Below are 12,647 nucleotides of genomic sequence, written 5' to 3' on the forward strand. Positions count from 1 at the left end.
CAGCATGGACCTGACGGCGCCGTCTTCCAACACCAAACTTGAGGACGAGTCCCTAGCTCGTCACCCCTCGACCGCAGCAATGCACTCGATCTCGACGCGAGCGCCCAGGGCCAGGCCATTGCAACCGAGGGCGCTGCGCGCCGGCAGCGGCGTGGCGCCGAAGAACTCGCGATAGACCTCGTTGAAGGCCGGCCAGTCGGCCATGTCGGCCAGCATCACGGTGCAGCGCACCAGGTGCTGGAGGTCCAGGCCCTGGCCGCGCAGCACGGTGCGGATGTTCTCGAGCGTCTGGCGGGCCTCGGCGCGCAGGCCGCCTTCGACGAGCTTGAGCTGGCCCGGCACATTGCCGAGCTGGCCGGACAGGTAGAGCACGTGGCCGAAGCGCACGCCTTCGGGAAAGGGCACGGTGGGCGGCACGACCTGGCCGCTGTTGAATCGTTCGATCTTCATCGCGCTGTCATTCCCAGCGCTTGCTCCAGGGCGGCGGGGTCATAGACCTGGCCGCCCTTGAGGGTGCGCCAGACGCGGCGGATGTCGCTCATGTCCTTCAGCGGGTCACCGTCGACCAGGATCATGTCGGCCAGCTTGCCCGGCGCGATGTTGCCGCGGTCCTTCTCGACGCCGAGCACGCGGGCCGGCGTGAGGGTGGCCATGCGCAGCACCTCGGCCTTGGGAATGCCGGCCTGGGCATACAGCTCCAGCTCGCGGTGCAGGCTGTAGCCGGAGAAACCATCGCTGCCCGGCATGATCGTCACGCCGCCCTCGTGCAGGCGCTTGAGCATGCGCATCAGGCCGGGCAAGGCCTGGGCATAGACGGCCTCCTTGCCCGTAGGCACGGCGACGGCGCCTGACAACAGGCGGCGCTTCACCACGACGGGCAAGCGCTGCACCACCGGCCGCAACGCCGGCGCGGCGCGAGCGGGCTCGCCGGAGAACAGGCCTTCCATCACCACCAGGGTCGGGTCCAGTACCGTCTGGTGTTCACGCAGGAAGGTGACAAAGTCTGCGAAGCGCCCATCGCTGAAGTCGAATTGCGCCAGCCGGTCGGCCAGCACGGTGTAGCGGTCGCGCGTGCGCGTGTCCTTCACGTCGGGGAAGAAATTCAGCAGGATGAAGTTGAGGTGCTGGATCTCGTCGGCCCCGGCCTCGACGAAGGCGCGTGCATAGGTGAAGGCCGGCACATGGCCGCTGACGCGCAGGCCGCGCTCGTGGGCCCGGTCGGCCACGGTGGCCACCAGGGCCGGGCTGAAGGAGGAATAGATCTTGACCTGGGCATAGCCGCGGTCGGCATACCAGTCCACCGCCGCGCGAGCCTTCTCGGCCGTGTCGACCTTCACGTCGGTCGGGCCGGCCAGAGGACCTATGCCTTCGATGATGCCGGCCAGCGTCACGCGCGGGCCCAGTTCGCTGCCGGCGTCGAAGCGCTTCACGCGGGCCAGCATGGGCAGGTTGTCGTTGGCCATGTCGCGCGCACTGGTCACGCCGGCGATCAGGTCGAAAACGCCGTACACGTCGGCGAAATGCTGGTGCACATCCCACAGGCCCGGCATCAGGAAGCGCCCGGCGGCGTCCATCACCTCGGCATCGGCCGGCGCGTCGACATCGGCGTCCGGCGCGACCCGCACGATGCGCTCGCCGCGGATCAGCACGCTGGTGCCCGGGCGCGTGGCCAGCGAGACGGGATCGAACAGCCGGGCGTTGCGGATCAGCAGCGCGCCCTTGGGTCGGTGGGTGTGCTGCTGCGCCAGCCTGGCGTGCCAGGCCTGGTCGGCGGCCTGCTGGGCGCGCTGCAATTCAGCCAAAGCCGGCAGCAGCGGCGCCTCCAGCACCTCGAACCAGTCGTCGATGACGCCGGCCGTCTCGCTGCGGTCATCCAGCCAGACAGGCACCGGCGTGAACTCGATGCCGCTGATGCGGTACAGCGTCAGCTTGCGGCCGGCCGCGTCGACGTCGGCCCCGCTGTCCAGCCAGGCCTCGCCGGCGGGCAGCAACGCGAGCCGCCGTCCCGGCGCCTTCAGCAGCGCGCGGGCCAGCACGCCCATGAACTCCGGCGGCGGGTTGGCCGGCAGGTAGAAGCCGGTTGCGCGGGTCTCGCCGCTCTCGATGCGGTTCTTCCAGCGCGCCAGGCCGGAAGCATCGCGACTGAAGCTCTCGCTGAACTCGGCCTTCCAGTAGTCGTTGCCCTGGGCCTCGTAGCTGACGGGCAGGCCGCGCGCATCGAGCCGCCAGCGCGCCTGGACGACGTCGCCGCGGCCGCGGTCGTTGAAGCGGTAGTCGGCCGCCGTCACGCCGGGCTCGGGCGTCGACAGCGTCTGCGTGCCGGCGGCGTTGCCGTGGATCTGGACCTGGTCGTCGCGGGCCTGCGCGATGCCCACCGCCAGGGCCAGCATCAGAACGAGATGCTTCATTGCCAGGCCTCCCCCATCAAGCGGCGGAAATTGCCCCCGAGTATCTTGTCAATACGCGAAGCCGGGTGGCCGCGCGCGGCCAGTTGGTCGGCCAGTCCAGCGAACTGCGTCGGCCCGCAAAGATCGGGCAGGAAGAGGCTGACGTCGGGCGTCTCGCCCGGCGCGCCTATGCCCATGCTGCGCCTGAGTTCGGTCTCGGCGGCCAGCATGGCACGGTAGGCGGCCATGTCGTCGATGGCCGTCGTGCCGCCGTCGGTGCCCAGGCCCACATGGTCTTCGCCGCAGACGTCGAGGGCGTGTTCCAGGTGGGCGATGAGGTCGGCGGCCAGGGGCTGGCCGGACAGACGCAGATAGGGCATGAAGTAGAGGCCGACGACGCCGCCCTGGTCGGCCAGGAGGCGCAGCTCGGCATCGCCCTTGTTGCGCGGGTGGTCGGCCACGGCGCGGCAACCGGTGTGGGTGATGGCCAGCGGCCGGCGTGCCAGGCGCAGCGTGTCCAGGCAGGTCTTCTCGCTGCTGTGGCTGAGGTCGACCAGCAGTGCTGAAGCCTGCAGCCGCTCGACGACCTCGGCGCCAAAGTCCGTCAGGCCGGTGTCGTCGGGCACCGTCGCGCCGCAGCCGACGGCGTTGCGGCCGTTGTAGGTCAGCTGAATGATGCGCACGCCCAGGTCGGAGAACAGCGCGACGCGATCGGCCTTGCCGCCCAGCATCTCGGTGTTCTGGAAGCCGTAGATGACACCGATCTGGCCGGCCTGGCGGGCCGCGTCGATGTCGGCCGCCTCGTGTACCTTGCGCAGCAGCGTCGGGCGGGCACGGATGAACGCGTCCCAGCCGGCGATGTCGGCCACCGTGGCCTCGAAGGGCTCGGCGCTGCCGGCTACATGGCCCAGGGTGATGTTGACGGCGTTGAGCCCGGCCGCGCGGGCATCGGCCAGCGAGCGGCTGTCGACGTTCTGGCCCGTGCTGGTGTAGGCCATGGCGCTGCGGTCGCCGCCGCTGGGTTCGATGGCGATGTTGGGGTTGTCGAGGACGCCCAGGGCATTGATGACGAGGTTCATTTGGACTTGGGTCGCAACAGCGGCAGCAGAAGAAGGCCGGCCAGGCCGACGAGGGAATCCACGCCCAGCGTCGTGGCATAGCCCCAATGATGGGCGGCATAGCCTTGCCAGACGGCGCTGTAGGAGATGGACAGATTGGTCAGCGCCATATAGGCCGCAAACTGGGTGGCGGCGACGGCAGGCTGGGTGAGGTCGATGAAGATGGCGCAGCGCGCGCCGTAGATGAAGCCGAACAGCAGGTGGTAGGCGACGGCGGCGATCCAGAAACTCCTGACCAGTTCCACCGGCGCCGCGTGGCCCGGCGCCCAGCCATGGCGCCGCAGCTCCGTCATCAGGTACAGGCCCGGCAGGCTCAGCAGCAGCACATAGACGGCCAGCGCCTTGCGGCGGTCGATGCGGTCGGACAGCCAGCCGCCAAGGATGCAGGTCACGGCGGTGGTCGCCTGCGAGGCCGCCGCCAGCCAGCCGATCTCGTCGTTGCCGAAGCCGAGGTCGACGGCCAGATTGGCCTGCAAAGCCAGCGACAGGGCCATGGCGGCGATGGGCAGGATGCCGAAGGCCAGGCTCGCCAACGCCTGACGCGAGCCGAGCAGCGCCCCCACGGCGGTGCGCAGAAAGCCCAGCACCTCGCGGCCGACGGCCGACAGCGCGGCTCGCTGGGGCTCGGGTGTCGCCGACGCGTCCTCGCGCATCGGCAGCACGACGAACAGCACGACCGCCAGCACCACCAAGGCCAGCGCAACGATGCTCGGCCCGAAGCCAATGCGCCCCGACAGCAGCAGGGCCCCGCCGCCGCCCATCAGCACACCGAGGGACTGGCCGCCGAACATCATGCCGCTGGCGAAGGCCCGCTCGTCCGCGTGCAGGGTCGTGACGGCCATCGCATCGACGGCCACGTCCTGCACCGCGCCGAACAGGTTGTGCACGATCAGGATGGCCGTGAACAGGCCGAGCTGGGCGGGCAGCTCCAGCGCCGGCAGGGCCAGCAGGGTCAGCATCATCATCAGCTGGGCACCCAGGATCCAGCCGCGACGTGGCCCCAGGCGGCGCGAGCCGATCAGGTCGATGAAGGGCCCATAGGCCCATTTGAAGGCCCAGGGCAGCAGCACCAGGCCCAGGAAGGCGCCGATCTCGACCGTGCCTGCGCCCTGGCGGCGCAGTTGCGTCGCGACCGCCGTCGACGCGAAGCCGATGGGCAGGCCCTCGGTCAGATACATCAGGAAGAACGCCGCAATGCGCCCCTTGCGGGATGCCAGCAGATTCGGCAGTCGCATCGCCTCCACCTCTTCGCGTTGTCGCCGGACGATTCTAGAATGTTGTTCTAATGAGCAAGCCACGTGGTTCCACCAGCCGCCTGGATCAGGTTCTCGAGCACGCGTCGCCGGGCGAGCGTGGCGCCAGCCGGCGTGCCGTGCTCGCCCATGCCCTGCCCTGCTTCAACGCCCGCGGCATCGAGGCCGCCACCATCGAGGACCTGCGCCAGCGCAGCGGCCAGAGCGTGGGCACCATCTACCACCACTTCCGCAACAAGGAGGGCGTGGCCGCGGCCCTGTTCTTCGCCGGTTTCGACGACCAGAGCCGCACCATCGCCGAGCGCACCGCGGCTGCCCCCGACGCCCACGGCGTGGTGGTCGAACTGGTGGCGGCCTATGCGGCCTGGGTGACCGAGCTGCCCGAACTGGCGGCCTTCCTGTTCATGGCGCGCGAGACCGTCGCCCAGGGCCCCTACGGCGACGAGCTGGACGAGAGGCTGGAGGCGCGCTACGGCCCCATCGATGTCCGGCTGGCCGAGGGCGTGCGCGCCGGCCTCATCACCGAGCTGCCCGCCGAACTGATTCCAGCCCTGGTGCTGGGCGGCGCCGAGTCCTACTGCCGGGCCTGGCTGGCCGGGCGGCGCAAGGCCAAGCCGACGGCCTATGCCGGGCTGCTGGCCGAGGCGGCCTGGCGGGGCATCGCGGCCTAGTTTTGCCTTGACGCTCCAGCCAGGCAACGCCGCGGTTCAGGCCGCGCTGGGGGTCCCGGAACGCTCACGTCGTTGAGCGGCCGGGGTAAACCATGTGATGAAAATGAACCGAGTCAGATATCTTTATTGAACCGTTGTTTCATTTTTCATCTTGAACACCTTTTCTCCCTCCGCAGCGCGGCCGGTGTCCATCGCCGCCCTGGGCGAATGCATGCTGGAACTGCAGGGCCAGGCCTTCGGCCAGCTGCGCCAGCACTTTGGCGGCGACACGCTGAACACCGCCGTCTACCTGGCCCGCTGCGGCGGCGCCGGCCTCAGGGTGCACTACGCGACGGCCCTGGGCGACGACTCGCTGAGCGCGGGCCTGCTGCAGCGCTGGGTAGAGGAAGGCGTGCAGACCGGCCTGGTGCAGCGCCTGCCCGGCCGCTTGCCAGGCCTCTACCTGATCGAGCTGGACGCGGGCGGCGAGCGGCGCTTCCATTACTGGCGCGGCCAGGCGGCGGCACGGGCCTATTTCGACACCGCAGCCACGGCGCTGGAAGAACAGGCCGATGCGCTGGACGCCCTCTATCTGTCGGGCATCAGCCTGGCCATCCTGCCGCCGGCCGGCCGCGAGCGCGCGCTGGCGCTGATGACGCGCATGCGGGCAGCCGGCAAGCTCGTCGCCTTCGACAACAACTACCGCCCGCGGCTGTGGGACTCGGTGGCCGACGCGCGCTACTGGTATGGCCGCGCCTTCGCCGCGGCCAGCGTCGCCCTCATCACCGCCGATGACCACCAGGCACTGCACGGTCTGGTCGACCTCGATGCCGCCGTCGCTTCGGCCCAGGGCTTGCCGGTGACCGAGATCGCCATCAAGCGCGGCGCGCTGTCGACCCGCGTCGGCCTCAACCAGGCCTGGCAGGACGTGGCCACCGAGGCCGTGCCGCGCGTCGTCGACACGACGGCTGCCGGCGACTCCTTCGCCGCCGGTTATCTCAGCCAGCGGCTGCGCGGCGCCACGCCGGAACAGGGCGCGGCCTTCGGCAACCGGCTGGCGGCCCGCGTCATCCAACACCCCGGCGCGCTGATCCCGCGCGAAGCCATGCAAGACCTGATGGGAAGCTGATGCGAGCACTCTGGACCCTGGCCCTTGCCACGACGACGGGCCTCTGCCATGCGCAGACCAACACCGCGCCCCTGCATCCCGCCACTTACGTCCATGCCGGCTGGGCCCAGACGACGGGCGGCCAGGGCGGCAAGATCATCCGCGTGACGACGCTGGCCAGCGACGGCCCCGGCAGCCTGAAGGCGGCCCTGGACACACCCGGCCCGCGCATCGTCGTCTTCGAGGTCGGTGGCGTCATCGACCTGGGCGGCAAGAGCTGGAAGCTGCGAGAGGGCAGGATCACCATCGCCGGGCAGACGGCGCCCGATCCGGGCATCACCCTGGTCAAGGGCGAGCTGGAGGTGTTCGCCAAGGACGTCATCCTGCAGCACATCAGCATCCGCCCCGGTGCCTATGGGCGGCCAAAGCGCAGCGGCAACGACCACGACGGGCTGTCCACCTCCGACGGCGCCGAGCGCGTCATCGTCGACCACTGCAGCTTCTCCTGGGCCACCGACGAGAACCTCTCGGCCAGCGGCCACCGCTTCGAAGGCGCCACGCCCGACGACTGGCGCGCCCACACCTCGCACGCCCTCACCTACAGCCACAACCTCATCTACGAGGGCCTGGGCGAGGCCGTGCACATCAAGGGCGAGCACAGCAAGGGCTCGCTGATCCACGACAACGTCACGCAGATCCTGCTGCTGGGCAATGTCTACGCCTCCAACCGCGAGCGCAACGCGCTGTTCAAGGGCGGCGTGTGGGGCGCCATGGTCAACAACCTGATCTACAACCCCGGCTGGCGCGCGGTGCACTACAACCTCGTCGCCCACGAATGGGTGGGCCGGCCCTACCAGATCGGCAAGATCACGCTGGCCGGCAACGTCTACCGCGCCGGTCCCGGCACCGAACGCAACCTGCCGCTTTTCACGCTCGGCGGCGTGGGCGACGTGCAGCTCTACGAACAGGACAACCTCGCCGTCGACCGCCAGGGACAGCCGCTGCCGATGACGGGCCGCTACACGACCAGCGCGGAGATCATCCCGGTGCGCCAGCCTTATCTGCCGCCGGGCCTGAGCTGGCTGCCGCCACGCGAACTGGAGAAGCTGCTGCCCCTGTATGTCGGCTCGCGGCCCTGGGCGCGCGACCCGCTGGACTTCAAGCAGCTGTCCGACATCGCCGAAGACCGCGGCATGCTCATCGACGACGAGACCCAGAACAACCCCGCAGGCCTGCCCCAACGCAAGCCGACGCAGCGGGCCTTCGTCGAAGCAGACTGGAACCTCGCCGACATGAGCCCCAAGGCGGGCTGGGCTTCGCTGTTCACGCAGGTCTCGAAATGAAGAAGAAGCACCTTGCCTTGCTGGCGGCCCTGCTGCTCAGCCCCGCCACCTGGGCCCTTGAGCTGAAATCCGCCGATGTGCACAACAGCGACGACTACCCCACGGTCGTCGCCGTCAAGCATCTCGGCCAGCTGCTGGCCAAGAGCAGCGGCGGCGCGCTGACCGTCAAGGTCTTCAACAAGGGGGCTCTCGGCAGCGAGAAGGAGACCATCGACCAGGTCAAACTCGGGGCCCTCGCGATGACGCGCGTCAACCTCGCGCCGCTGGCGGCCATGTGCCCCAAGACCCTGGTGCCCTCCCTGCCCTTCCTGTTCCGCGACACGGCCCATATGCGCAAAGCCTTCGACGGCCCGGCCGGCGAGGAGATCCTGAAAGCCTGCGAGCATCAGGGCATGGTGGGCCTGGCGCTGTACGACTCCGGCGCCCGCTCCATCTATGCCCGCAAGCCCGTCAAGACGCTGGCCGACATGAAGGGCCTGAAGATCCGCGTGCAGCAGACCGACCTCTGGGTGGCCGCCATGACGGCCCTGGGCGCCAACCCCTCGCCCATGCCCATCGGCGAGGTCTACACGGGGCTCAAGACCGGCCTCATCGACGCGGCCGAGAACAACATCCCCAGCTACGAGGGCTTCCGCCATTTCGAGGCCGCCAAGGTCTACAGCCGCACCGAGCATTCGATGACACCCGAGGGGCTGTTCATCAGCAAGCGCATCTGGGACAAGCTGACGCCCGACCAGCAGAAGCAGTTGCGCGAGGCCGCCAAGGCCTCGGTCACCGTCGAGCGCGAACGCTGGGACGCGCAGGAAGCCAAGGCCCTGGCGACCGTCAGGACCGCGGGCAGCCAGATCGTCGAACCCGACCGCGAGGCCTTCCGCCAGGCAGTGCAGCCCGTCATCGCCAAATTCGTCAACACACCGGCGCTGCAGGCCCTGGTCAAGACGATTCAAGACACGAAATGAGGGCCTACACCCAACTCTGCGCGGGGTTGTCGCGCTGGTCGCTGCGCGCTGCCGTGCTCGGCCTCGTCGTCCTCATCGTCTGCGTGCAATGGCAGGTGCTGGGGCGCTATCTGCTGAACGACTCGCCGACCTGGACCGAACCTTTCGCCCTGCTGCTGGTGCTCTACATCACGGCCCTGGCCGTTGCCGTCGGCGTGCGCGACGCGGGCCACCTCGGGATGGAATCCATCGTCGTGCTGCTGCCCAAGGCGGCGCAGCGCGTGGCCGAAGCCCTGATCCATGTCTGCGTGATCGCCTTCGCCGTGCTGATGGCCGTGGCCGGATGGGAATGGCTGACGCTGAAATGGGACGAGCCCAAACCCATGCTGGGCGTGCCCGAGGGGATGGACTATCTGCCGCTGATCATCTCCGGCGTCCTCATCGTGCTGTTCTGCATCGAGCATCTGATCGCGCTATGGCAGGGCCAGTCCGTCGAAGAGGCGGGAGTCTGAGATGGAAGGCATGGAACTCTGGATCATGTGCGGCAGCTTCGTGCTGCTGCTGCTGCTGGGCGTGCCGGTGGCCTTCGCCATCGGGCTGTCGTCCATCGCCACCGCCATGGCCGCCGACCTGCCCATGGCCATCGTCTTCCAGAAGACGGTGGGCGGCATGCAGGTCTTCTCCTTCCTGGCCATTCCCTTCTTCATCTTCGCCGGCGAGCTGATGCTGCACGGCGGCATCGCCGAGCGCATCGTCAACTTCGCCAACCGCCTGGTGGGCCATGTGCGCGGCGGCTTAGGCATGAGCAATGTGCTGGGCTGCACGCTGTTCGGCGGCGTGGCCGGCTCGCCGCTGGCCGATGTGTCGGCCATGGGTTCGGTGATGATCCCGCTGATGAAGCGAGAGGGCTACGACGCCGACTACGCGGTCAACGTGACGACGCACGCGGCCCTGGTCGGCGCGCTGATGCCGACCTCGCACAACCTCATCATCTATGTGCTGGCCACGGCCGGCATCGCGGCGGTCAGCGTCTTCAACCTCATCCTGGCCTGCCTGATCCCGGCGGTGCTGCTGACCCTGTCCAACCTCGTCGCGGCCTATGCCGTCGCCCGCAAGCGCGGCTATCCCACGCATGGTGCCTTCCCCGGCTGGGCGGCGGTGTTCTCGGCCTTCGTCGCCGCCCTGCCCGGCCTGCTGGTCATCGTCATCATCCTGGGCGGCATCCTGAGCGGCGTGTTCACGGCCACCGAGTCGGCCGCCACGGCGGTGTGCTGGGCGCTCGTCGTCACCGCCATCGCCTACAGGTCGCTGAGCTGGCGCGGTTTTCTGGAAGCCTGCGCCAAGGCCTGCAAGACCACCGGCGTGGTGCTGCTGCTGATCGGCATCTCGGCCGCCTTCGGCTATTTCATGGCCCTGTACGAGGTGCCGCAGAAGACCGGCGACTGGCTGGAGCAGATGAGCGGCAACCAGCCCTGGTTGATCTTCCTGTGGGTCAACGTGCTGCTCTTCGTGCTGGGCACCTTCCTGGACATGGCGGCCACCATCCTGATCTGCACGCCCATCTTCCTGCCCATCTGCATGAAGGCCGGCATGGACCCGACGCAGTTCGGCGTCATCATGCTGCTGAACTGCGCCCTGGGCCTGAACACCCCGCCGGTGGGCAGCACGCAGTTCGTCGGTTGCGCGATCGGCGGCGTCAGCGTCGGCCAGGTCATGCGCTCCATCGCGCCCTTCTACGGCGCCCTGCTGGTCACGCTGCTGGCGGCCACCTACATCCCGGCGCTGTCGATGGCGTTGCCGACATGGATGGGGTCCTAAAGGCCCGGGTAGCGAGCCAGGGCCTGCGCCCATTCGGGCTGCTGGCGCGCCCGCTGCAGGCCCTGGTTGAGCCGGGTCAGCAGGTCGGGCCGCTGCTCGAGGGCATGCCGCGATACCAGCAGATGCACCGGCGCCACGGCCAGTTCCAGCACCATCTCCGGCGCCTCGCCCGGCTCGCGAACGGCGCGGTAGAGCAGCGTCGCCGGGTCGTCGATGACGTAGTCCACGCGGCGTCCGCGCAGGGCCGACAGCGTCAGGTCGTTGGCATAGAGCGGTTGCAGCAGGCGCTGCAGCTCGGGGTCTTCGAGTTCGCGCCGCACCGCCACCGGGAAGGCCACGCCACGGATGAAGCCGATCCTGACCGCCCGCCCCTTCAGCTCGGCCAGTCGGTGCAGCGGCGCCGTTCCCGCCAGGCCGAACAGGGCCACGCGTTCATTGCGATAGGCCTGGGTGAACTCGGCAAAGCCCAGGCGCTCCGGCGTCGGCGTGGCCGAGGGAATGAGATCCAGTTCGCCCTGGGCCGCGTCCGCCATCTGCCGCGCCCAGGGTCGGCGCAGCCACTGCAGTCGCTCGCCCGCAGCGGTCGCCAGCAATTCCAGCAGCTCCACGTCCAGCCCCTGCGGGCTGCCACCGGGCCCGGAGCGCTGGAAGGGGGGGTAGTCGCTCCAGCCTATGCGCAGCGGCGGCCTGCTGTCCTCGGCCCAGGCCATCGCACCCGGCAGGGCCAGGGGCAGCAGAAAGGCATGACGGCGGCGCAACATGGTTCTTGCGCCGGGCAATGGCGCCTTCCGACTCTGGCACAGCCCCGACGCCGCGGAACTCCAGTCAGACCATGAGAGCCGCCGTCAGTCGCCGCCTCCTCGCCGGCCTGGCCCTGTGGCCCTGGCTCGGCCAAGCCGCCAGCCTGGACGACACCCTGGCTCGGCTGCAGCGGTCCTGGCGCCCCCGCCTGGCCTGGCGGCCCGACACCGCATGGCGCCACGAGGCCCTGGCCATGGCGCGCCGACTCATCCTGCTGCCCGGCGACGACGGCAGCAGCCTGGCCACCGAAAGGGTCGCCGAAGCCGATCGCGGCAACCATGTGGTGCTGTCGCTGACGCTGCGCGGCGCCCTTGGCGACCGCGTGCCGGCCCTGTATCTGCAGCCCAAGGGCACCGGGCCTCATCCCGCTGTCTTGCTGCTGCACGACCACGGCGCGCGCTTCGACATCGGCAAGGAAAAGCTGATCCGGCCGCTGGCCCCCAACCCGGCGGCCGAGGCCTGGGCACAGCGCTATTTCGGCGGCCGGTTCGTCGGCGACACGCTGGTGGAGGCCGGTTTCGCCGTGCTGGCCATCGATGCCCTGGGTTGGGGCGAGCGCAGCCGGCCGGGCTTTGCCAGGGACGACCAGCAGGCCCTGGCCAACCACCTGCTGCAGCTCGGCCACAGCTGGGCCGGGGTCATTGCCAGCGACGACCTCAGATCCCACCGTTGGCTGCGCGAACGGCCCGAAGTCGATCCCAGCCGCGTGGCGGTGCTCGGCTTTTCCATGGGCGCCTTTCGCGCCTGGCAGCTCGCGGCCGTCTGCGACGAGGTGTCGGCCTGCGTGGCCGCGCACTGGATGTGCACGCGCGACGGCCTGCTGCGACCGGGCGAGCACACGCTGGTGGGGCAGTCCGCCTTCAGCATGGCCCACCCGGGACTGGCCGCGGAGCTGGACCACCCGGACGTGGCGGCACTGATCGCGCCACGGCCGCTGCTGCTGTTCGGGTCGCCGCAGGACAAGCTGTTTCCCTGGGATGCGGTGCAGCAGGCGTGGCGACGGTTGGAGCTGGCCTGGGGGCGCGCCGATGGTTTGCAAACCCGCGTGACCGCCGGCGGCCATCTGTTCGACGTTGGGCAGCAGCAGGCGGCTGCGACGTGGCTGGCCGGTGCGCGAAAGTTCCCTTTCGCGTCCCCCGACATGCAGGACTAGATGTGAAGAGTCAACACGTTCTTTCGAGATAGCGAGAGACGTGACATGGGCGGCTTGAGGTCAATGCCGTGATGCGGA

General features: G+C 69.3%; 12 protein-coding genes. 7 read left to right on the forward strand and 5 right to left on the reverse strand.

What is annotated here, in order from left to right; translation table 11 throughout:
- Positions 1 to 60: 60 nt before the first annotated feature.
- From AC3WOE_RS08595 to AC3WOE_RS08610, 4 genes are read right to left on the reverse strand one after another with little or no spacing between them, the layout of a single operon-like run.
- Positions 61 to 450 carry a RidA family protein gene (locus AC3WOE_RS08595; protein WP_492689716.1) on the reverse strand — a complete coding sequence of 130 codons (390 nt, stop codon included), beginning with the start codon at positions 448 to 450 and terminating at the stop codon, positions 61 to 63.
- Positions 447 to 2,408, reverse strand: coding sequence for an amidohydrolase family protein (locus tag AC3WOE_RS08600; protein ID WP_492689717.1), 1,962 nt, complete (start codon positions 2,406 to 2,408; stop codon positions 447 to 449). The genes AC3WOE_RS08595 and AC3WOE_RS08600 overlap by 4 nt, the downstream gene beginning before the upstream one ends.
- Positions 2,405 to 3,466, reverse strand: coding sequence for a dipeptidase (locus tag AC3WOE_RS08605; protein WP_492689719.1), 1,062 nt, complete (start codon positions 3,464 to 3,466; stop codon positions 2,405 to 2,407). Before AC3WOE_RS08605 ends, AC3WOE_RS08600 begins: the two co-directional genes overlap by 4 nt.
- Positions 3,463 to 4,740 (reverse strand): MFS transporter, encoded by a 1,278-nt coding sequence (locus AC3WOE_RS08610; RefSeq protein ID WP_492689721.1) that lies wholly within the window; start codon positions 4,738 to 4,740, stop codon positions 3,463 to 3,465. The genes AC3WOE_RS08605 and AC3WOE_RS08610 overlap by 4 nt, the downstream gene beginning before the upstream one ends.
- 50 nt (positions 4,741 to 4,790) lie before the next feature.
- On the opposite strand from AC3WOE_RS08610, the gene AC3WOE_RS08615 reads away from it, so the two are divergent.
- The 6 genes from AC3WOE_RS08615 to AC3WOE_RS08640 all read left to right on the forward strand — a co-directional run bounded on the left by AC3WOE_RS08615 (position 4,791) and on the right by AC3WOE_RS08640 (position 10,615).
- Positions 4,791 to 5,429, forward strand: coding sequence for a TetR/AcrR family transcriptional regulator (locus AC3WOE_RS08615; RefSeq protein ID WP_492689722.1), 639 nt, complete (start codon positions 4,791 to 4,793; stop codon positions 5,427 to 5,429).
- A gap of 151 nt (positions 5,430 to 5,580) precedes the next feature.
- Positions 5,581 to 6,537: a sugar kinase gene (locus AC3WOE_RS08620; RefSeq protein WP_492689723.1), complete on the forward strand. Its 957-nt coding sequence runs from the start codon at positions 5,581 to 5,583 to the stop codon at positions 6,535 to 6,537.
- Positions 6,537 to 7,859 (forward strand): pectate lyase family protein, encoded by a 1,323-nt coding sequence (locus AC3WOE_RS08625; RefSeq protein WP_492689725.1) that lies wholly within the window; start codon positions 6,537 to 6,539, stop codon positions 7,857 to 7,859. The genes AC3WOE_RS08620 and AC3WOE_RS08625 overlap by 1 nt, the downstream gene beginning before the upstream one ends.
- Entirely contained in the window at positions 7,856 to 8,818 is a 963-nt protein-coding gene (locus AC3WOE_RS08630) for a TRAP transporter substrate-binding protein (RefSeq protein ID WP_492689726.1), read from the forward strand. Before AC3WOE_RS08625 ends, AC3WOE_RS08630 begins: the two co-directional genes overlap by 4 nt.
- Positions 8,815 to 9,309 (forward strand): TRAP transporter small permease, encoded by a 495-nt coding sequence (locus AC3WOE_RS08635; protein ID WP_492689727.1) that lies wholly within the window; start codon positions 8,815 to 8,817, stop codon positions 9,307 to 9,309. The genes AC3WOE_RS08630 and AC3WOE_RS08635 overlap by 4 nt, the downstream gene beginning before the upstream one ends.
- Before the next feature lie 10 nt (positions 9,310 to 9,319).
- Positions 9,320 to 10,615, forward strand: a complete 1,296-nt coding sequence (locus tag AC3WOE_RS08640) for a TRAP transporter large permease (RefSeq protein WP_492689729.1) — start codon at positions 9,320 to 9,322, stop codon at positions 10,613 to 10,615.
- On the opposite strand, the gene AC3WOE_RS08645 is transcribed toward AC3WOE_RS08640, so the two are convergent.
- Positions 10,612 to 11,376, reverse strand: a complete 765-nt coding sequence (locus AC3WOE_RS08645) for a substrate-binding periplasmic protein (protein ID WP_492689730.1) — start codon at positions 11,374 to 11,376, stop codon at positions 10,612 to 10,614. The genes AC3WOE_RS08640 and AC3WOE_RS08645 overlap by 4 nt on opposite strands.
- Positions 11,377 to 11,447: 71 nt before the next feature.
- On the opposite strand from AC3WOE_RS08645, the gene AC3WOE_RS08650 reads away from it, so the two are divergent.
- Positions 11,448 to 12,569, forward strand: a complete 1,122-nt coding sequence (locus AC3WOE_RS08650; protein WP_492689732.1) for a dienelactone hydrolase family protein — start codon at positions 11,448 to 11,450, stop codon at positions 12,567 to 12,569.
- Positions 12,570 to 12,647: the final 78 nt, after the last annotated feature.

Source organism: Roseateles sp. FW305-36 (genome assembly GCF_058787015.1).

Coding starts and splice junctions, on each gene's coding strand:
- AC3WOE_RS08615 (WP_492689722.1), top strand. CDS start 4,791: ATGAGCAAGCCACGTGGTTCCACCAGCCGCCTGGATCAGGTTCTCGAG.
- AC3WOE_RS08600 (WP_492689717.1), bottom strand. CDS start 2,408: ATGAAGCATCTCGTTCTGATGCTGGCCCTGGCGGTGGGCATCGCGCAG.
- AC3WOE_RS08625 (WP_492689725.1), top strand. CDS start 6,537: ATGCGAGCACTCTGGACCCTGGCCCTTGCCACGACGACGGGCCTCTGC.
- AC3WOE_RS08650 (WP_492689732.1), top strand. CDS start 11,448: ATGAGAGCCGCCGTCAGTCGCCGCCTCCTCGCCGGCCTGGCCCTGTGG.
- AC3WOE_RS08645 (WP_492689730.1), bottom strand. CDS start 11,376: ATGTTGCGCCGCCGTCATGCCTTTCTGCTGCCCCTGGCCCTGCCGGGT.
- AC3WOE_RS08635 (WP_492689727.1), top strand. CDS start 8,815: ATGAGGGCCTACACCCAACTCTGCGCGGGGTTGTCGCGCTGGTCGCTG.
- AC3WOE_RS08605 (WP_492689719.1), bottom strand. CDS start 3,466: ATGAACCTCGTCATCAATGCCCTGGGCGTCCTCGACAACCCCAACATC.
- AC3WOE_RS08595 (WP_492689716.1), bottom strand. CDS start 450: ATGAAGATCGAACGATTCAACAGCGGCCAGGTCGTGCCGCCCACCGTG.
- AC3WOE_RS08610 (WP_492689721.1), bottom strand. CDS start 4,740: ATGCGACTGCCGAATCTGCTGGCATCCCGCAAGGGGCGCATTGCGGCG.
- AC3WOE_RS08630 (WP_492689726.1), top strand. CDS start 7,856: ATGAAGAAGAAGCACCTTGCCTTGCTGGCGGCCCTGCTGCTCAGCCCC.
- AC3WOE_RS08640 (WP_492689729.1), top strand. CDS start 9,320: ATGGAACTCTGGATCATGTGCGGCAGCTTCGTGCTGCTGCTGCTGCTG.